The organism is Psychroflexus lacisalsi (genome assembly GCF_020164495.1).
GTDB lineage: Bacteria > Bacteroidota > Bacteroidia > Flavobacteriales > Flavobacteriaceae > Psychroflexus > Psychroflexus lacisalsi.
Genome location: NZ_JAIQYZ010000001.1, coordinates 1,430,537 through 1,450,322 on the forward strand (window position 1 = coordinate 1,430,537; position 19,786 = coordinate 1,450,322).

Annotated in this window: 20 protein-coding genes; 6 read left to right on the forward strand and 14 right to left on the reverse strand. The window is 35.3% G+C overall.

The features are described from left to right. From LB449_RS06660 to LB449_RS06675, 4 genes are all read right to left on the reverse strand, one after another. Positions 1-429, reverse strand: coding sequence for a hypothetical protein (locus LB449_RS06660; RefSeq protein ID WP_224454290.1), 429 nt, complete (start codon positions 427-429; stop codon positions 1-3). Then, positions 429-815 (reverse strand): alkyl hydroperoxide reductase, encoded by a 387-nt coding sequence (locus LB449_RS06665; RefSeq protein ID WP_224454291.1) that lies wholly within the window; start codon positions 813-815, stop codon positions 429-431. The genes LB449_RS06660 and LB449_RS06665 overlap by 1 nt, the downstream gene beginning before the upstream one ends. A 112-nt stretch (positions 816-927) precedes the next feature. Then, positions 928-1,473, reverse strand: coding sequence for a carboxymuconolactone decarboxylase family protein (locus tag LB449_RS06670; RefSeq protein WP_224454292.1), 546 nt, complete (start codon positions 1,471-1,473; stop codon positions 928-930). 104 nt (positions 1,474-1,577) lie between these two features. Further along, positions 1,578-2,012, reverse strand: coding sequence for an FKBP-type peptidyl-prolyl cis-trans isomerase (locus tag LB449_RS06675; RefSeq protein ID WP_224454293.1), 435 nt, complete (start codon positions 2,010-2,012; stop codon positions 1,578-1,580). Between the two features lie 186 nt (positions 2,013-2,198). Between LB449_RS06675 and LB449_RS06680 the strand changes: the two genes are divergently transcribed. Continuing rightward, positions 2,199-2,636 (forward strand): DUF2452 domain-containing protein, encoded by a 438-nt coding sequence (locus LB449_RS06680; protein WP_224454294.1) that lies wholly within the window; start codon positions 2,199-2,201, stop codon positions 2,634-2,636. Positions 2,637-2,750: 114 nt separating this feature from the next. Here LB449_RS06680 and LB449_RS06685 read toward each other — a convergent pair whose 3' ends face one another. Together LB449_RS06685 and upp are read right to left on the reverse strand one after the other, a co-directional pair. Next, positions 2,751-3,596 carry an OmpA/MotB family protein gene (locus LB449_RS06685; protein ID WP_224454295.1) on the reverse strand — a complete coding sequence of 282 codons (846 nt, stop codon included), beginning with the start codon at positions 3,594-3,596 and terminating at the stop codon, positions 2,751-2,753. Between the two features lie 45 nt (positions 3,597-3,641). Further along, complete coding sequence (upp, locus tag LB449_RS06690; RefSeq protein ID WP_224454296.1) at positions 3,642-4,298, reverse strand: uracil phosphoribosyltransferase; 657 nt, start codon at positions 4,296-4,298, stop codon at positions 3,642-3,644. A 134-nt stretch (positions 4,299-4,432) separates the two neighbouring features. On the opposite strand from upp, the gene LB449_RS06695 reads away from it, so the two are divergent. Next, a complete protein-coding gene (locus LB449_RS06695) occupies positions 4,433-6,394 on the forward strand; it encodes an aconitate hydratase (RefSeq protein ID WP_262901825.1) in 1,962 nt (653 codons plus the stop codon). 72 nt (positions 6,395-6,466) lie between these two features. Here the strand turns inward: LB449_RS06695 and LB449_RS06700 are convergent, their stop codons facing one another. Further along, positions 6,467-6,883: an arsenate reductase family protein gene (locus LB449_RS06700; protein ID WP_224454297.1), complete on the reverse strand. Its 417-nt coding sequence runs from the start codon at positions 6,881-6,883 to the stop codon at positions 6,467-6,469. A 112-nt stretch (positions 6,884-6,995) separates the two neighbouring features. Between LB449_RS06700 and LB449_RS06705 the strand changes: the two genes are divergently transcribed. Then, positions 6,996-8,240 (forward strand): NAD(P)/FAD-dependent oxidoreductase, encoded by a 1,245-nt coding sequence (locus LB449_RS06705; RefSeq protein WP_224454298.1) that lies wholly within the window; start codon positions 6,996-6,998, stop codon positions 8,238-8,240. Positions 8,241-8,285: 45 nt separating this feature from the next. Further along, complete coding sequence (locus tag LB449_RS06710; protein ID WP_224454299.1) at positions 8,286-8,864, forward strand: DUF4251 domain-containing protein; 579 nt, start codon at positions 8,286-8,288, stop codon at positions 8,862-8,864. Positions 8,865-8,977: 113 nt separating this feature from the next. Here the strand turns inward: LB449_RS06710 and LB449_RS06715 are convergent, their stop codons facing one another. After that, positions 8,978-9,703 carry a class I SAM-dependent methyltransferase gene (locus LB449_RS06715; protein WP_224454300.1) on the reverse strand — a complete coding sequence of 242 codons (726 nt, stop codon included), beginning with the start codon at positions 9,701-9,703 and terminating at the stop codon, positions 8,978-8,980. Between the two features lie 269 nt (positions 9,704-9,972). Between LB449_RS06715 and LB449_RS06720 the strand changes: the two genes are divergently transcribed. Both LB449_RS06720 and LB449_RS06725 read left to right on the forward strand, forming a co-directional pair. Further along, positions 9,973-10,542: a Crp/Fnr family transcriptional regulator gene (locus tag LB449_RS06720; RefSeq protein WP_224454301.1), complete on the forward strand. Its 570-nt coding sequence runs from the start codon at positions 9,973-9,975 to the stop codon at positions 10,540-10,542. Between the two features lie 68 nt (positions 10,543-10,610). After that, positions 10,611-11,351 (forward strand): acyl-CoA desaturase, encoded by a 741-nt coding sequence (locus tag LB449_RS06725; RefSeq protein WP_224454302.1) that lies wholly within the window; start codon positions 10,611-10,613, stop codon positions 11,349-11,351. A gap of 126 nt (positions 11,352-11,477) precedes the next feature. Here the strand turns inward: LB449_RS06725 and LB449_RS06730 are convergent, their stop codons facing one another. The 6 genes from LB449_RS06730 to LB449_RS06755 all read right to left on the reverse strand — a co-directional run bounded on the left by LB449_RS06730 (position 11,478) and on the right by LB449_RS06755 (position 19,719). Then, positions 11,478-11,924, reverse strand: a complete 447-nt coding sequence (locus LB449_RS06730; RefSeq protein WP_224454303.1) for a KTSC domain-containing protein — start codon at positions 11,922-11,924, stop codon at positions 11,478-11,480. Positions 11,925-12,018: 94 nt separating this feature from the next. Beyond that, positions 12,019-13,827: an ABC transporter ATP-binding protein gene (locus LB449_RS06735; RefSeq protein WP_224454304.1), complete on the reverse strand. Its 1,809-nt coding sequence runs from the start codon at positions 13,825-13,827 to the stop codon at positions 12,019-12,021. A 306-nt stretch (positions 13,828-14,133) separates the two neighbouring features. Next, positions 14,134-15,453 carry a DEAD/DEAH box helicase gene (locus tag LB449_RS06740; protein ID WP_224454305.1) on the reverse strand — a complete coding sequence of 440 codons (1,320 nt, stop codon included), beginning with the start codon at positions 15,451-15,453 and terminating at the stop codon, positions 14,134-14,136. A 6-nt stretch (positions 15,454-15,459) separates the two neighbouring features. After that, a complete protein-coding gene (locus LB449_RS06745; RefSeq protein ID WP_224454306.1) occupies positions 15,460-16,788 on the reverse strand; it encodes a DEAD/DEAH box helicase in 1,329 nt (442 codons plus the stop codon). Positions 16,789-17,020: 232 nt separating this feature from the next. Next, positions 17,021-18,115, reverse strand: a complete 1,095-nt coding sequence (gene ychF, locus LB449_RS06750) for a redox-regulated ATPase YchF (RefSeq protein WP_224454307.1) — start codon at positions 18,113-18,115, stop codon at positions 17,021-17,023. Positions 18,116-18,738: 623 nt separating this feature from the next. After that, positions 18,739-19,719, reverse strand: coding sequence for a lipoate--protein ligase (locus LB449_RS06755; protein WP_224454308.1), 981 nt, complete (start codon positions 19,717-19,719; stop codon positions 18,739-18,741). Between the last annotated feature and the right edge of the window lie 67 nt (positions 19,720-19,786).

Below are 19,786 nucleotides of genomic sequence, written 5' to 3' on the forward strand. Positions count from 1 at the left end.
TTAAGAATAAAACAAAAATAGGCTATAAATAAAGATAAAAGTCCATTGAAAGGTTCTCACCCAGTTTCCTTTTGTCAATTTTTTAGCAGAAACTTTGATATCTAGATTTCTTTCAATTTTTTGATGCAACGGAACAAAATAGGTGAAAGTGGTTAACCAGGTTGAAATCACGAGTACCGCATAAATTAAATTGGCGATGGAAAATTCAAAAAAAGAAATGTATAATGCTATCCCCATTTGGATAAACATCAGCGGAGCAACAACAATTGTAATTTTTGGAGTGTAGGATTTGTGCCATTTTAACAAATCAGCATTGGTGTAAAATGAAAACCCTGGATAAACAATAAGCTGAACCATCCAAATAAGAACCACGAGTCCAAAATCAGCGATCATTCTTAGCATATGTATATTATCTAATAGGGTATTCATCAATCTGAAAGTTTCCAATTATAATCTTGATGAACTTTTTTCAAAATAAGGAAAAAAGGAATCCACCAAACGAAGTCGTTTGTGATCAAAGTATAGAAAAATTCAAAAGGTACTTTTCCTTCATAGTAATTGAATACAAAACCTAAAGGTCCAAAGATCTTACCCAGAAAACCTACTGCAACAATAGGCCAATGTCTTAATGGGTTATAAGAAGCCCACCAGTATCCCAAGCCATAAACGCCTATTACCATTCCCATTCCCTGCCAAATCATAGGCTGGGAGGGAAGTTCCATGCCAACAAGTTGGAAAAAATGATTTGGAAAGATAACTACCCAAGCTCCCCAGAGCAAATTGTAAATGGCTGCTAATTGTAATGTTAATTTCATGGCGGCAAAAATACTCAAGCAGTCATAAACAAGATTAAATATTATTTGAAATTATTTAAAAAAAGCGCTCAACAATTAAGATGAGCGCTTGATTAATGAAATAAATTTTAGATTATTTATCCCATTTAAATTCTGCAAACATATCATCCACTTCTGTCTCTGCAATGTGGTTGATGTAATTACTCATCGTTTTCATACCAACGGCAGTAACGATTCCTGCAATGTGCTCATCTTTATAACCAACATCTTTCAAGGCTGAAGTTGCTCCCGCAGTAGGATAACCTCTTTCTTTAGCTACTGAGACTGCAAACTTTGATAATGCATCCAATTTTACGTCAGGCAGTTTGTCTTCGTTTCTTAAAGCTTTTAAAACTTCTTCAGATACGTTACTTTGATTTTTGGCAATAAAGCTATGGGCTGCCACACAGTAGGTACATCCATTGAAAACCGCTACAGAAAGTAAAATGGTCTCCTGTTCTTGAGAGGTAAACCCAGAATCGTTTCTGAATGTTTCATCTGCTTTGGTATAGGCACTTAATAAGGAAGGATTATTGGCCATAACTCTAAAAAGATTTGGAACAGCTCCCATCTTTGATTTTATGCCCTCCAAAATTTCTTTTGCTGGTGCTTTAGCTTCGTTTATTTCTAATGGTTTCATAAGTATTATTTTAAATTCGTTTAAATAGTCGAAATCTAGTTGAATGACTTACAAAAAAAACCACTCTAATTGAGTGGTTTTAATTGTATTATTATTGAAAATAATTAGCTTTTGATTTCAACTAATTCTAATTCAAAAGATAGATCGTGTCCAGCAAGTGGATGATTTGCATCTACAACAATGTGATCATCGTTAACTTCAGCAACTCTTAATTGACGTTCGCTTCCATCAGGATTTTGAGAAACCAATCCCATTCCTACTTCTGGTTTGATTTCTTCTGGAAGTTGGTCTTTTCCTACTTGTTGAAAAAGTTCTTTTTTAACTTCTCCGTAAGCTTCCTCTTTAGGAATTTCAATTGTTTTCTTCTCAGATTCTTTCATATTAAGAACACCAGTTTCAAACCCTGGAATAATTGTTCCTTCTCCAAGAGTAAACTCAATAGGTTCTCTTTCTAAAGAACTATCGAATACTTGATCTGTTGAAGCTAGCTTTCCAGTATAATGTACTTTTACTGTATCTTTTTCTTTAACTTGACTCATAATTTTAATTTATTGATTTCTAATTAATTAGATTTCTATCTAAATTCATTACAAAGGTAAGATTTAAGATTCCAAAGCCAATTTTATAGGGATTTAATTCAGTATTTTAAAGGAATTTTAACCTTAGCTAGGTCCAATGTTGTTTTAATTGAATTTAATTTCGCTTAAAATTAATTTTTAAGTTTTATGGGAGTTAACTCAAAAAAACCAGATCAGGTTGTTTATAACGAAAATACCGAGAAATACGAAGCTGGTCTTTTGCCCTACGCAACAAATTCAGCTGCTCCAAAAATTACTCCTACAGACTTAACAGGATGGAAAAATTCTAATGTAAGTAAAGTCAATCATCAAATTAAAACTGAATATGAGGAACTGAAAAATCAATATGAAAAATTGATGGCTCAGTTTGAGTATAATAATTTGATTTATAGTGCTGAGTTCAGCTTTGAACCAATTGTTGGTCAAACTTATCACTTGTACGAGAAAAAAGATGAAAACATTTTTTTATCAATTATTTCACCTAATGAATGTAACTTTAAATTTAAAGGGAGCTTTAAATTAAATGAAGATAAGATGTGGATACGATTGGATTCTAAGAAAAATAACGAGCTTTTAAATAAATAATTTGGTACTAAGAGACAGATTTTCTGGAAGATACTTATAGCGAATAAGTAAGTTTGTTGTAAAAGAAAAGCCTGTTTAGTACAAACTAAGCAGGCTTTTCTATGTTAAAGCAAATTATTTTTCAAGAATTTGCATGTATCTATCGATCTTAGGTAATAATAAAATAGTAGTTCTTCTATTCTTGGTTCTTCCTTCTTCAGTAGAATTATCAGCTACAGGCTTATAATGTGATCTTCCTGAAGCAATCAATCGATCTCCACTTACCTCAAACTTATTTTCCAAAGTTCTTACAACTGAAGCAGCTCTTCTTATACTTAAATCCCAGTTGTCAACTATATAAGAAGATTCCGCCAATTTTAAATCGTCTGCATGTCCTTCTACACGTATATCCATATTTGGTTCAGAATTTATCACTTCTGCAATTCTTGCCAATAAGTTATATGCTTTTTTATCAACCCAATAACTTCCACTCTTGAACAAAACTTTATCTGTAAGAGTTATTCTTACAACAGGTTCAGCAACACTGACTTCTATTGCTTCGTCTGCAACTCGATCTTCATCTTTCATTTGTGCCAAAAGGTTGGATTTAATATTGTAACCAACAGCCATATTGATGGAATCTTCAAGTGTTTTAGCTTCAGAACGCTGGTCGGCAGGCATTTTAGAAAAAACTCTTCTTACGTTAGATTTTGTGTTTTCAGAAACGACCTGACCATTTTCAGTGAGTTCAATTTTGTCTTCAGAATCACCTTGTAACTGAGAGATTTTTTGTTTGTAAGACATCACTTCATCCTGAAGGTCTGTGTAATTATCATTACACTCATCACGATCGGATTTCAAATTTGAAATTTCTTCTTGAAGAGCTTTTCTTTGATTTTCGACTTGATTAAATTTCTTTTTAGAAACACAAGCTGTCATTAGAATAGCAAATAAAACTGAAATAGTAGCAATTTTGGTCATAAGTAGTTAGTTTTGAGATAAATGTACTTAATTTTTTAAGAATACCTACATTTTTTTTCCATAAGCAAGATCTCCTGCATCACCCAACCCAGGGATGATATACCCTTTTTCATTCAATCGTTCATCTATAGAACCTATCCAGAGATGTGCATGTTCTGGGAGGTAATTACTAACCAAATCAATTCCTGGTTGGGCTCCAATGACGGATAAGATATGTATTGATTTGGGTGTACCAACCTTTTTCAGAGCTTTTAAAACATTGAGCATAGAGAGACCTGTAGCAAGCATTGGATCAACCAAAACAAGTGTTTTATCCTCCAGATTTGGAGATGATAGATATTCTACGACTATGTCAAAATCATCTTCTGAAGTTTCAGATTGTTTTCTATACGCAGAAACAAAAGCACTGTCAGCATCGTCAAAATAATTCAATACTCCAGTATGTAGTGGTATTCCTGCCCTCAAAATCGAACAAACTACAATTTCTTCATTTAAGCTTTCATAGCTCGAAGCACTCAAAGGAGTATGAAATTTTTTGGTTTGAAATTCTAAAGTTTTACTCATTTCATAACTTAAAATTTCACCGATACGCTCAATATTTCTTCGGAACTTCATTCTGTCACTTTGGATAGACTCATCTCGAATTTGATGTAAAAAATGATTTAAAATTGAATTGCTTTTACTTATATCATGAATTTTCATATCTATTTTTTCCCAAAAGTAATTTATTTTAAACGTAGTTACCAATTGAAGTTAAGAGTTTAAAAATTGTTAATTCAAATTTAGAATTGTTCAATATTTTGTAAATTGTAGAGAAATTATAATCATAAAATATCATGGCAAATAATGTTACTCAGAAACTAATTCAATCTCATCTGTTAGAAGGCGATATGAAACCTGGGGAAGAGATTGGTATAAAAATAGACCAAGCACTTTTGCAAGATGCAACAGGTACACTTGTACAGTTGGAGCTTGAGGCAATGGGCTTGGATAAAGCAAAAACTGAAGTTGCTGTACAATATGTAGATCATAATCTTCTCCAGACGGATTATAAAAATGCAGATGATCATAAATTCTTAAGATCTGCTTCACAACGATTCGGGCTTTGGTTCAGCCGTCCTGGAAATGGTGTAAGTCATCCTGTGCACATGGAGCGTTTTGGAAAACCTGGAAAAACACTAGTTGGATCTGACTCTCACACTTGTGCTGCAGGATCTCTAGGTATGTTGGCTATCGGTACTGGAGGCCTTGATGTTGCCACTGCAATAGCTGGTCAGCCTTACTTTGTTAAGATGCCTAAAGTGATGGGAGTAAAACTTACAGGTAAGCTCCCAGATTGGGTAAGTGCAAAAGATGTTGTTTTAGAAATGCTTAGACGTCACGACGTCAAAGGAGGAGTAGGAAAAATCATTGAATATTATGGTAACGGGCTTAAGGAGCTAAGTGCAATGGATCGTCATGTCATAGCAAATATGGGAGCTGAGCTAGGTGCGACAACAACAGTTTTTCCAAGTGATGAAGAGACTAAACGCTTTTTAAAATCTCAAAATAGGGAAGAAGACTGGACAGAATTACTTGCCGATGAGGGTTGTGAATATGATTTTTATGAAGAAATAATTTTGGATGATCTTGTACCTCTTATAGCTCTACCGACGAGCCCTGGTAATGTTGTTCCAGTTTCTGAAGTCGCTGGCAAACCGATAAGTCAAGTGGTCATAGGTTCATCTGCAAACCCTGGATTACGGGATTTCTGGATAGCAAGTGCTATAGTAAAAGATAAAAGTGTAAGTCCAGAGGTAAGTTTTGACATCAATCCGACTTCAAGACAAATCATGCAAAACATGATTGAAAACAAAACATTTGGTAATCTGATTAAGTCTGGGGCTAGATTTCACCAGTCTGGTTGTATGGGCTGCATTGGGATGGGACAAGCGCCGGCCAGCGGCACTATCAGCTTAAGAACTATGCCTCGTAATTTTCCAGATCGAAGTGGAACTAAAGACGATCAAGTTTATCTTTGTAGTCCAGAAACCGCTGCAGCCTCGGCGCTCATGGGTAAGATTACAGATCCCAGAGATTTGGAAAAGGAATTTGATATGAAGTATCCAAAATTCGAATATCCAACATATGAAATTATAAATACGGATATGCTTGTAGCTCCAGTGGACGATAACGAGTTTATTGAACTTGAAAAAGGGCCTAACATAAAAACTTTACCTGAAATACCAGAACTTCAGGAAACTTACAAGGTTCCTGTTTTACTCAAGATGGGCGATAATATTTCTACGGACGAGATTTTAAAGGCTGGTGCAGAAGTTTTGCCTTTCAGAAGTAATTTGCCAGAAATAAGTAAATATTCATTCATAGTTATTGATGATACTTTTTACGATAGAGCTATGGAAACTAAAAAATCCAGAGGAGGTCATGTAGTTGTAGCTGGAGAAAATTACGCTCAAGGCTCTAGTCGTGAGCATGCCGCTTTAGCACCAAAATACCTTGGACAAGTGGCCGTCATTGCGAAAAGCTACGCCAGGATTGCATGGCAAAATTTAGTGAATTTCGGAATTTTACCTTTAGAATTTGATAAAGATTCAGATTACGAATTAATAGATCAAGGGGATGATATTGAACTCAAAGATGTTATAAACTCAGTAAAATCGAACAAACCGATTGAAGTTTTAATCCATAAAACTAATGGTGAAACGAAAACGATTACAACCAAACACACCCTTAGTGGAAGACAAATTGATATTTTAATAAAAGGCGGAATCATAAACGATTTTAAAGAGAAACTCTAGTTTATCTGTTATTTCTCAGACACAAAAAAAAGCGCTCAATTGAGCGCTTTTTTAAATTTTATATATCAAATTTTAAGGAAGCTTAGCATCTCTAGAATCCATTTCCTGCAATTTCATTAAATCATTGATACCTTCTACTTCAATAACTTTTTTACCACGCATAGCTATTGAATGCAGTAAAACTTGTGGGTTATGAACCAAAATTTTTAAAGCTTGATTCTCATCTAATTCAGGATTATCACTTAAAGTTTCTTTGACTAAAGAGTGATCTGTATTAATTAATTCTGAAGGGTTTTTATCCAATAAAGTGGCGATTTCTGCCCATTGAGTTTCTGTAAGCTTGACTTCTTCCAGATTAATCAAAACTTTCTCCGCTTTGGTAGCCTCTGCTACAGCAATACTCTGTTTAGCAATTCTATTATCTGGATGATAATATAGTTTTAATTCTCTATCATTTTTTGCTATGACTCCCATATCTTTGTTACTCATGGTTAATATTTTTTTCTAAAATAGTCATTAATCAAAGGGTCTAATAATATTTAGGAATATTTTGAGGTTTAAAACATTTAGTTTTTTGAACTTACCAACTAAAGAAATATAAATGCAGGATCACAAAATAGCAATAGTAGGTGCAGGTCTTAGCGGACTTGTAGCCGCTATCAATTTAGAACAAGCAGGGTTTAAACCAGAATTATTCGAGGCAACAGATCGGGTAGGGGGACGTGTGAAAACCGATTATAAAGAAGGCTATACTTTTGATCATGGATTTCAAGTTCTGTTGACACAGTATCCGGCAACTCAAAAATACCTGGACTATGATTTACTGGAGTTGCAGCATTTTTATCCTGGTGCCATCATATACAATAATGGAAAAAAAGACAAGATAGGAGATCCACTAAGACGGTTGAGTTTATTATGGCCAACTCTTACCTCCAAAATTGGTAGTGTGGCGGATAAACTCAAGGTGCTTAAACTAAATACAGAGCTTAAAAAGAAATCTTTTGATGATATTTTTTTAGCTAAAGAAAAGACTACTCTTCAATACTTGAGGGATTATGGGTTTTCCGAAGACATTATTCGCAACTTCTTCAAACCTTTTTTTACAGGTATTTTTTTAGAACATGAATTAAAAACGTCGTCACGCAAATTTGAATTTGTCTATAAAATGTTTGGTGAAGGCAGTACAGCTATTCCAAAAAAAGGAATTCAAGCCATACCCAATCAATTGATGGCTCAGCTCAAACACACAAAGACTCATTTTAATACCCCTATAAAATCAATTAAGGATCAAAAAATTAAGTTTGAAAATGGAAAAGAAGAAGATTTTGATTTTGTAATAGTTGCAACAGAAGCATCCCAGTTGATATCAAACCTGAACAATCAGCAAACCCTCTGGAAAAGCGTTGATAATTTCTATGTATCTGTCAAACAACGCGTGTTTAAAGAACCAATGATAGCACTTATTGCAGATGAAGATTCATTAGTGAACAATATATATTACACCTCAAATACTAATGCTGAGGAGCACCTATTGTCGGTAAGTCTTGTTAAACCACATAACCTTTCGATGGAAGATTTAAAATCTAAAATTACAAAGGATCTGAAAGTTTATGCTGGTATTGATACCATAGAATTTAAGCAATTTTACCACATCGAAAAGGCACTTCCAATAATGCAGTCCGTAAATTATATGTTGCCAAAATCTGAAACTCAATTAAAGGATCAGGTATTTTTAGCCGGAGATCACCTGGCGAATGGTTCTATAAACGCGGCCATGCTGAATGGCGAATCTGCAGCTCAAGCAGTAATTGCAAAAATCAAAGATGGTATTATCAATTTAGGCTAGACAAGAATACGGCATCATAATTGAACCTTTTAAATAAAAGTAAAGATGGAAGTTAAGTTAAGTAAGCCAATTAAAATGAGATGTTTAGTCATCCTGTTGCTAAGTTTTGTAGTTGTTTCTTGTGGAACTTCCAGAGAAGCTACAGCCGAAGAAAATGAAAGATTGGAGCAGCTTTTACAAGACAAATATTTTGAATTTGATTTACAATTTGCCAGACCATTACCAACAAATTCATTGACACAACTGGCCAATGCGGGCTTGTTTAGACCTGGAGATAATGCGTCACAAATCAATTTACAAGGATCCTCGGCGGTTTTTAAGTTTGAAGGTGATACCGTGACTGCAGATTTGCCTTTTTTCGGCGAACGCCAGTTTGGAGGTGGTTTCAATACCGATACAGGAATTAAATTTGAAGGCATCCCAAAAGATTTGAAAATCACTAAAGATGAAAAAAGAAATAATTATCAGGTGAATTTCAACATCAAGGAAGGTTCTGAAAGCTATCAGGTAAACTTAACAATTTATCCAAGCCTTAAAGGAACTATCAATATCAATAGTTCACAACGCTTTCCAATGCGTTATGATGGCTCAGTTAATGTACTTGAAGTTCCAAAGAAGGAGTAGGATAAAGATTAGGAAAAAGATAATCAATTAAATTTAAAATAATTCTATTTTACATAATATAAATTATAAAACAAATACTAATTATAGTAATTAGAACCATTTATCTTTTTTATTTATTTCACTCCAAACACCATGCAATGTTGCCAAGGCAGATTATCAATGTTTTCAATTAAAGTAAATCCTGCGGCGTTCATTTCCTTAACGGCTTGGTCTTCGGTCATTTTATGCAAACGTTTGATAGGTACTGTTGGATCTTCACCACGGTATTCGATCAGGTAAATTTTACCATCAGGTTTTAAGGCTTGCTTAATGGACGCGATCATCTCCACAGGAAATTCAAATTCGTGGTAAACATCGACCATCAAGACTTTATCCACTGAGTTTTTTGGCAGTTTTGTGCTTTTCTCAGAACCTTTAATCAATTCAATGTTCGTTTGATTAAGTCTGTTTTTCTTTTTCTCCATGGCATTCAGCATTTCCTGCTGTATGTCCACGGCATAAACTTTACCTTCACTTACTTTCGGTACTATTTTAAAAACATGATAGCCAGATCCAGCGCCAATGTCGGCCACTACATCGGTAGGCTCTAAATTCATATTTTCTAATAGCGTGCTGGTTTCCTCTTCCTGTTCGCGCTCAGAGCGTTCCAGCCAAGACATACCCTGATAACCCATGACATGAGATATTTCACGGCCTTTATACCATTTGCCAATCCCGTCAAAACTCCCACTCTTGTAAGTATAAACAGATTCATTAGAATCGTTTTGACTATGACATACAGTAATTGGCATTACCAAAGTCAGTAACAAAAATGAAAACACTATTTTATGAAGTTTCATATTTCTAATTTTAGGATTCCTCTAAATTAAGAACTATTCGCCTAACGCTTATTAAGCACATTATAAATGTGAACTAAAATTTATTTATGAAAGTGAAATATTAAGAGTCCTGCGCTTATTTAAAGGCTTAAATTGAAAAGTATTTTGCATAAAAGAAACTGGTTCAATTGGCTTTTACATTTCACAAAATCCAAGTAAATATGTTAATGATTCAGTAAGATGTTTTTTTTGAATTTATATTAGCTACTTATTCATTTTTAAGTTCACTCTTGGAACAGATAAAAGCTTATTTAGATCGATTGGTAGACATCTCAGATAAAGATTGGGATTATTTTACCTCCAAATTGAAACCGCGTTATTTTCAAAAAAAATCTGTGTTTCTGAAACTCAATGAGGTTGAAAATCATATATCATTTATAGAATCTGGTGTAGTGCGTTTGTATATCCCTAAAGAGGATCCAGCTAAAGAAATCACCTTTGGATTCTGTTTTAAAGATGAATTTGTCAGTGCCTACGATTCATTTCTTACACAAACACCTTCCGCTTATCAATTGCAAGCACTTTCTGATACAAAGATGCTGAGCATCACTTACGAAGATTTGCAGTTGGTGTACAAACATACACAACTAGGTAATCTTATTGGACGGCTTACTGCAGAGCAGTTATTTTTGATCAAATCCAAACGTGAACAACACCTTCTCAATCTATCTGCAGAACAACGTTATTTGAATTTATTTAAAGAACGGCCAGAGCTTTTACAAGAAGTGCCTTTGAAATACATCAGTTCTTATATCGGCGTCACTTCTCAAGCCTTAAGTCGGATTCGAAAGCGTTTGTGACGCAGGTTTTATTGATTTAGGTTCATTGTTTTAAGCGTTGTTTCCCAATACCTTTGCACAAAAAAATTATGTGGATAATTATATTCGTCGCCGTATTATGGTACGGGGGTTTATTTTTTCAATCATTCTTCTTGCATAGATATGCAGCACATCAAGTCTTTACCATGTCAAAAACCATGGAACGCGTTACATATGTATTGACCTGGATTTTTCAAGGTCCAAGTTACTTAAGTGCTTATGGCTATGGCATCATGCACCGCATGCATCATGCTTATACCGATACCGAAAAAGATCCTCACTCGCCTTCCCATGATGCTAATTTATTTGCTATGATGTGGAAAACAAAAAGCATATATCAGGATATCAATATGCAACAAGTAGAAGTTGATTCAAAATTTACCAAAAATATTCCTCAATGGAAAAAATTTGATGTATTTGCTAGTTCACGAGTGTCGCGTTTATTGTGGGTCGCTGCTTATATAGCATTTTTTGCTTTTTTTGCAACAACCTGGTGGGAATGGGCTTTGTTACCTATCACATTCATGATGGCACCCATTCACGGCGTTATTATCAACTGGTTTGGACATATCTTCGGTTATGTGAATCATCAAATGAAAAATACTAGTAAAAACCTTTTTCCCTTTGATTTTCTAATGATGGGCGAAGGTTATCATAACAATCATCACAAACATGCTAGTAGCCCCAATTTTGGTGAAAAGTGGCATGAAATCGACATTACTTATGTGATTATACGTGTTTTGGATTTTCTGGGATTGATCCAATTGAAACCAATTAAGATTAAAAATTAAAATTCGCTTTTAAAATCTTTTCATAGTCGAATAGTTTTAAAGGTTTGAGGTCTATAATTAAAAAAATCACTAGATAAACACTAGTGATTTTTTTAATTATTAAGTAAGTATAACTAAGTTATTAGATTATGCTTCTACATTTTCACGTTTGGCCATTCTAAAAGTGTAATTTGGATAAATAGATCGTTTTGCAAAACGGTTTAGCTTATTGCTGTTGATCATTTTTATAAAAATAGGTTTTGAAACTCCAAAGTATTCGTAAGTCACGCCATCCATAAACGTAATTTCCAAGAGCATGCCTTTATGTTGGAAGTCTGCAATACCAGAATTAATTGATTCTTCATATTGCTCTGAATTGGCTGAAATCGTTTCCGGAGCAATACTAACGAGAAAGTGATATCCGTCGATGATTCTTCTACTTTGTATTTCAGCTTCAGCTTGACGATCGTCGCCAGCTTGAAATTTATCGGGATGCCATTCTTTTACTAGATCTCTGTAAGTCTTTTTCAATGGTTTTAACTCAATTGTATTCTCAACTCCAAAGAGTTTTTTGTATTCATTAATTCGCTTCATTATTAAACATATTTAAGTCTGCAAAACTACGACTAAAAAACGCCTAAAATACATCTATTTTGAAGTCTTAAAAATATAATCTTACCCCTTGTTATCATCGATAGCCTTCAGCTTGCAACTCATACAATTCAGCATACAATTGAGGAGTAGCCAAAAGCTCCTCATGTGTCCCTAGTTCCAAAATTTCACCACCTTGAAGGACTAAAATCCGATCTGCCATTCTTACTGTAGAAAAACGATGAGAAATAATAATGCTGGTTCGATCTTCAGTTAAGGCAATAAACCGCTGAAAGACTTCAGATTCTGCCCTGGCATCTAGTGCTGAAGTGGGTTCGTCTAAAATAATAATCGGCGCATCCGACATATAAGCTCTTGCCAAAGCAATTTTCTGCCATTGCCCACCGGAAAGCTCTGCTCCTTTTTTGAATCGGCGTCCTAAACCTTGTTCGTAGCCCTCGGGTAAACTCTCAATCACATCATTGGCCAGACTTTGCACAGCAGCATTTTTGATTTTTTCAGTATTGTGTTCTTCATCAATATTACCGACAGCAATATTGATTTTTGCCGTGAGGTAATATTTGACAAAATCCTGAAAAATAGCACCCAACATCTTTTGATAATCTTGCTTACTATACTCCTGCACAGGAATGCCATCCATCAAAATTCGGCCTCCCGTGGGTTCATATAATCTAAGAAGCAATTTGATTAAAGTCGTCTTTCCAGCACCATTCTCCCCTACCAAAGCTAATTTCTCCCCTTTAATCAAATCAAAAGAAATATTGTTAAGTACATTTTTTTCAGATTGCGGGTAGCGAAAACTCACGTTTTCAAAACGGATACGGTCTTTAAATTCGGTAGGAGCTTCTCTGTAAGAATCTGAATTAGTATTACTAAAGTCCATATCTATAAATTCAAAGTAATCCTGCAAATACATGGCACTTTGTGTGATATTCGAAAATCGGGAAAACACAGTTTGTAATTGTCCTCTAAGTCGGCTAAAAGATCCAGCCAAAAAGGTCAAATCACCAATGGTGACAAAACCAGCGACTGCTTTTAAGACAATAAATACGTAAGCCCCGTAATAGGCTAGATCTCCTAAAATATGAAAGGTTCCTCCCCACAAGCTTTTTTTGATGGCCAGCTTTCGGTTGGCTACATAATATTTATCGGATATACGTTTAAACGTATTACTGATAAAATCGGCTAAACCAAACAACTTGATTTCTTTGGCAGTGATGTCACTGGCACCAATCATCCGCATATAATCTAACTCACGGCGTTCTGGCGTCCAGCTTTTTTGGAGAGAATAGGTCGACTGACTGTATTTCAACTCATTGATAAATGACGGAATGATGGAGATTACTAGCAGCAAAATCAGAATAGGATAAAAATAAATCAGTCCCGAAATCAAAGAAATGATGGTAATAATATCTTGAATTTGTGCCAAAACATTAGACATTAAAGACACTCTGCTTGTCGTTTGCTGTCTTGCTCTTTCCAGTTTATCGTAAAACTCGGAGTCTTCCAGGCTTGCTAATTCCACTTTGGCAGTTTTTTGAATGAGTTCTATGGACGAAGAGTTGGAATACAAATCGCCTAAAAGACCATCAGTTAAAGCAATTAACCGGTTAAACACGTCACTGATGATGGCAAGAAACAATTCAATACCAATTAGCCAATAGAGGCGGTTCAAGTCTTTAGTATCCAAATCGACCTGAAAGATCACTTCATCGATGATCTCCTTCCCCACCCATAGCAAGGCAATTGGAATTAAAGATTTGAGCAATCTCAAAATCACATTAGCAATGAAAAACCATGGATGGGTTCTGTAGACTTTTCCTAAAAATCTAGGGACAAACTTTAGGGACGAAAAATTACTTTTTTTTTTGCGAGTCTTAGCCATAAATGGATTATCAATTGTATTGAGAAATTTCACGCAAAGAACGCAAAGCTTACTGCAAAGGTATTAAAGTCATAAGCATTTCAACTTTACTTTATGCTTTGATACATCTCTAATGAAATGAATTTTTATAAATTAAACTCATTGACTCACAAACTTACTGACTTAATGGCTACTTAGTGAAGTTCATCACATCTTCACCCTTCTCAATGTATTCTTTACCTTTTTATATTTAGCTTAACAGCTTTCTTATGTCTTGTATCTAATATTTTAAATCTAATTTCTAATGGACTTGATTCTTAAAAACAGTTAAGAGTCAAGAATCCTGATGCGTACTTTTTTTGTTTTCAATCTGGAGTTGTTCAATTTATCCACTAACGCCTCGGCTAAACTTGAGGGAACACCTACAAAGGCACAATCTGGTTTTAACTCTATAGTCCCAAGTTGATCTTTATTGAGCCCACCTTGCTTAAAAAATAATCCAGCAATATCTCCTTTTGAAATCTTATCCCTTCTCCCTCCGGAAATAAATAAAGTTTCCCAATGCCTAGGTCTTAGAGTTGTTTTTTTAGAAATATCGGCTTTTTCAACTTCACCAATAAAGTCAGGTAAAGACTCGCGTTCCCATTTTAGGATATAAGCCGTTCCTTTAGCATTTACTCTTGCTGTTCTACCGTTTCTATGAATGAATTCTTCCTTGTGACGTGGGAGTTCATAGTGAATAATAAATTGCATCTCTGGAATATCAATTCCCCGGGCAGCAAGATCGGTAGCTACTAAAAGCTGTGAGCTCCCATTCCTGAATTTAATCAATGCTCGCTCCCGGTCTTTTTGCTCCATTACCCCAGAAAAACAAGTATAACTAATATTATTCTGACTTAAATAGCTACTCACTCCCTCAATGCTGTCTCTCAAATTACAGAAGACTATACCTTGACTGTTGCCTAGATGTTGAACCAACTCCACCAAAGTTTTTAGCTTATTCTGAGAAGGTGAGACTACAGTTTTAAGGCTCAATTTAGAATTAGTTTTTTTATCTAAATAGTTAACGGTATTCGGTTTACCCAAACCAACGAAATTTGGAATCTTAACCCCTTGGGTAGCGGAGGTCAATACTCGTCTGTTTAGGTTTGGCAACTGACTTATGATCGACTTCATATCTTCTTCAAAACCCACTTCCAGAGATTTATCAAATTCATCCAGAATAAGCGTTTCAATACCTTCTTTAGAAAATTGATCGCGATTAAAATGATCCAGAATTCTTCCCGGTGTTCCAATAAGAATTGCGGGATTGTGTTTGATTTCAATTTTATCTTTCGATACAGGTCTACCACCATAAACCGCGTTGACTTTATAACCTGAACCCATTGAGCGAATCACTTGTTCAATTTGAATGGCGAGCTCTCTGGAAGGCACCAATATTAGAGCCTGAACGTCTTGAGATTCCGGATTCAAAATACTCAATAAAGGCAGTGAAAACGCTAAAGTCTTTCCAGTTCCTGTTGGAGATAAAAGCAAAGTATTTCCCTTATTTTCAATTAAAGGGATAGCTTCAGTTTGCATAGGGTTTAACCCCTGAATATTTAGTTTTTGCAGAATCTCTTCTTGCGACTTTATTGGATTTGCCATTGAATATTATTTTTTAGAAGGTTCTGTTTTTGTATGCTCAGTCTTAGATTGACCCAGTTGATAAGCAAGTACTTTATCGATGAGTTCTTCTTTGGTCAAATGATGAAATACTGTATGGATCTTTTCTTTAAATTCAGTAGAAACTTCCCGATTTGGTTTGGTCTTAAATATTTTTTTCGCCCATAATAAAGTATTGTTTTCCTCAAGACTTTGAGAATCTGCTTTTTTTATTTCATTGAACTTTATTCCTAGTTCCTTTTCAAATTCAGCTACTTCTTCGACTTCATCTTGCTGTAAAACAGTAAATGAAAGTCCTTCTGCTCCTGCTCTGGCAGTACGTCCGCTTCTATGAACATAAGCTTCGTAAGTATCTGGCAAGTGATAATTGACCACAAAAGACACTGCTTTGATATCAATGCCTCGAGCAGCGAGATCGGTAGCAATCAAGATGTCAATATGTCCTTCTCTAAATTGTCCTAAAATACGATCCCTTATTCCTTGAGTTAGGCTTCCGTGAATGGCTCCTGATGAGAACTTGTTTATAGCTAATTTCTTCGCCAGTTTGTTCACCGCCGCTTTAGTTTTACAAAAAATAATACCGCGCTGCCGTGCTCTGGAATTTAAAAAATACATCAACACCTCTAATTTTTCAATTGGCTCAACAACCACAAATTGGTGTTCAATGCCTTGATGACCTTTCGTGGACATCCCTATTTCGATTTGCAATACATTCGAAGACATAAAATTCTGTACCACTTGCTTAATGGTTCCTGAAAGAGTAGCTGTAAACAGGAAGGTTCTTCTGGATTTAGGAAGAGTCTTTATAATCGAATCTACTTCTGTTTTCAGAGCAACCAGCATTTCGTCTGCTTCATCTAAGACCAAATGCGTAATCTGACTTAGATTTATAGCTTTTCGTTCTACAAGATCCAATAAGCGGCCAGGTGTGGCCACAATAAGTGAAGGAACCTGTTTTAATTCTTCTATTTGAGGTTTTATAGGCGTTCCGCCAGTCAAAGAAACTGTATGAAGTGAGTCAGAATACTTAGCAAATGACACTAACTGATTATAAATTTGTTGAGCAAGTTCTCTTGTAGGAGCCAAAATAAGCACCTGCATCTCAGTAGTTTTTAAATTCAGCAACTGAAGTAAAGGTAACCCAAAAGCGGCTGTTTTTCCTGTCCCTGTTTTGGATAAAACTACGAGGTCTTCTTTTTGATTTAAAATATGAGGGAGGGTTTTCTCTTGAACCTCAGTAGGTATAGTAATCTGTAAGTCTGCTAAGCTTTTTTGTAATGACTCATTTATTCCTAATTCTGAAAACTGCTTTGGCATGAATTTTTTTTGCAAAGGTATAACTTTGAAAGCCTAAAACTTTCAGGTCGGTAATGAAGTTAGCCAGTTTTCAGTTCACAGATTACGGTTCAACAATGTATTCGTAAACTTGAGATAGAAATAATGCAAAAATCAAATAGTCTAGAATCTAATAGTACCAATTCATAGTTCCTAACGGTCAACGTGATTTAGGGAAAGTCATCATTCCTACTGCCCAACACCTACGACCTACTTAAACATTAAACCTAAAGTTCATCACATCCCCGTCCTTCACAATATATTCTTTGCCTTCCACATTTAGTTTTCCTGCATCACGGACTTTAGCTTCGCTGCCATAGCTTACAAAATCATCATATTTTATGACTTCCGCACGTATAAACCCACGTTCAAAATCCGTATGAATCACACCCGCCGCTTGTGGTGCGGTCGCACCAACTTTTACAGTCCAGGCTCTCACTTCTTTTTTTCCAGCAGTAAAATAAGTTTGCTGATTTAATAATTTATACGCCGAACGAATCAATTTTCCCGCACCAGCTTCTCCTAGACCTATATCTTCCAGAAACATGGTACGTTCTTCATAATCATCCAATTCAGCGATATCGGCTTCTATGCCAACAGCCAAGACCAGGACTTCCGCATTCTCGTCTTTTACAGCTTCTCTTACCCGTTCTACGTGAGCATTACCGCTAACAGCAGAACCTTCATCCACATTACACACATACATCACAGGCTTATCTGTAATCAATTGCATCGGCCTCACGTAATCAGCTCTATCTTCTTCCAAAATATCTAGTGCTCTAACAGATGTTCCGCTTTCCAATCCGGTTTTTAAAGCTTCCAAAACACCCATTTCACGTTGTGCCTCTTTGTTACCAGTTTTAGCAGCACGCTTGGTCTTTTCCATTTTTTTCTCAACCGATTCCAAGTCTTTTAACTGCAATTCAATATCGATGGTTTCTTTATCCCTAATCGGGTCAATATTTCCATCCACATGCACGACATTATCGTCATCAAAACAACGCAATACGTGCAAAATCGCATCGGTTTCTCTTATATTTCCAAGAAATTGATTGCCAAGCCCCTCGCCTTTGCTTGCCCCTTTTACCAAGCCAGCAATGTCTACAATTTCCACTGTAGCTGGCACAACCCGCTCTGGATTCACCAATGACTCCAACTTTTCCAATCTCGGATCTGGCACGTTTACCACTCCAATGTTGGGCTCTATCGTACAAAACGGAAAGTTCGCGCTTTGCGCTTTTGCATTGGACAATGAGTTAAATAAAGTGGATTTTCCAACGTTGGGTAGGCCTACAATTCCTGCTTTCATAGTGTGTAATCTTCAGATTTTTGAAGTTGCAAAGCTAAGGTTTTTTGGTCACTTCGCATTAGCTTTACTTTTATCAAATTCAGCAGATCATATTTTTCTTTTCTTCTGATTTTGATACCGTTAAATTTAATGTGAATTGCCTGTTAGCTTTAAGCTTTAGCGTTCGTCTATTCCCCTCGCTTGGCTGTAAAGTTCCAACTGAAGGTTTTACGTTATCTTAAATTAACTTCAGCACATAATACCGTAATTTATTTATCCAGGTTTAATAATGCCGATGCACTTGCCTATTTAGTCAGACGGGGCTTCCGAGAGCTCAGGTGGGTATTTTAAATCTCGACATTCTGGATACAACTTGTCCTGAGAATCGTATTAAATATCACATGTGTTCAGTCTCGAATAAAGGTCTTTAAGATATTTTTTAAATGGTGATTGCTATGATCTACTTTTGTCTGTTTTCAGGCTAAGATGTCAGGGCTCTGCCCCTCAATACCGCTAGCCATTGTTTTATTAAGAAGATTTAAGGGCTCTGCTCCCCTAGCGTTAATATCTTTACTTTGGTTAGCTTCATACAAAACGTGACATGTAAATAACCTTTTATGAAGATCAGTATTTAATTACTTATTTTAAAACATTATCGAAACCAAATCATTTTCAGTTACTTTTTCAAAGTAATTTTTCAAATCAAACTGACTTAATACTTTTCTTATTTCACTCTCTTCATGCTTTGTATTTTCCAAAGCTTTTTCAATTTTCGAAATATCTTTTATGTGAAAAAAGTCTCCTGTAATTCGTAGGTTTTTGATTTTACCTTCAGCAACATTCATATTTACTTCGACAGTACCACCTTCAGTTCTTGCTCCTTGCCTGAAGTCATAATTTGGAAAATAACCATAATTCCACTCCCAAGTAGCGTATTTTTCATCTCTTATTTTTCGAATGTTTTCAATATCTTCTTCAGTAAACTCGTAAAGTCTAGCGTTTTCAAAGCGACTTGTAATGTGATTCATTACTTTGTCTGTAAATTGATCTACTGTAATATCTTCTTCAAGATGATCACTTATATTGGTAACTCTATTTGGAATTGACTTAGTTGCTCTGTCTTTATACTTAAGAGGTTTTACCTTTAGCGCTCCACTTATATCTTTCATTTCTGATGAAAAAAGTAAAGTTCCATGATGTAAAACTTTATTTCTGAAGACATGCTCTGCATTACCTGAAAATTTCTTCCCATTTATGGTCAGATCGTTTCGACCTTCAAATTTTGCATAGACCCCTAGCTCTTTTAAAACCTCTATAATAGGTTCTGTATAACGTTCAAAATCAATCATTTCATAATTTTCACCCGTCCGCGTGAAGCTATAATTCAAATTTCCTAAGTCGTGGTACACCGCGCCTCCACCAGAAAGGCGCCTTACTATTTTTATATCCTTCTCTTTGACATACTCATAATTGATTTCTGCTAATGTATTCTGATGTTTTCCCACGATTATGGCATTGTCATTACGCCACAGCATGAAGCAATCTTCTTCAATATGCTTGAAAATATACTCATCTGTAGCAATGTTAAAATACGGGTCTGTGGATTGATGTTTTATACAAAGCATACTTTTGATTTTTTCAAAAATAAAGAAATAAATTCACGTCATAGGCTTGAATTTATTTCACTTATCT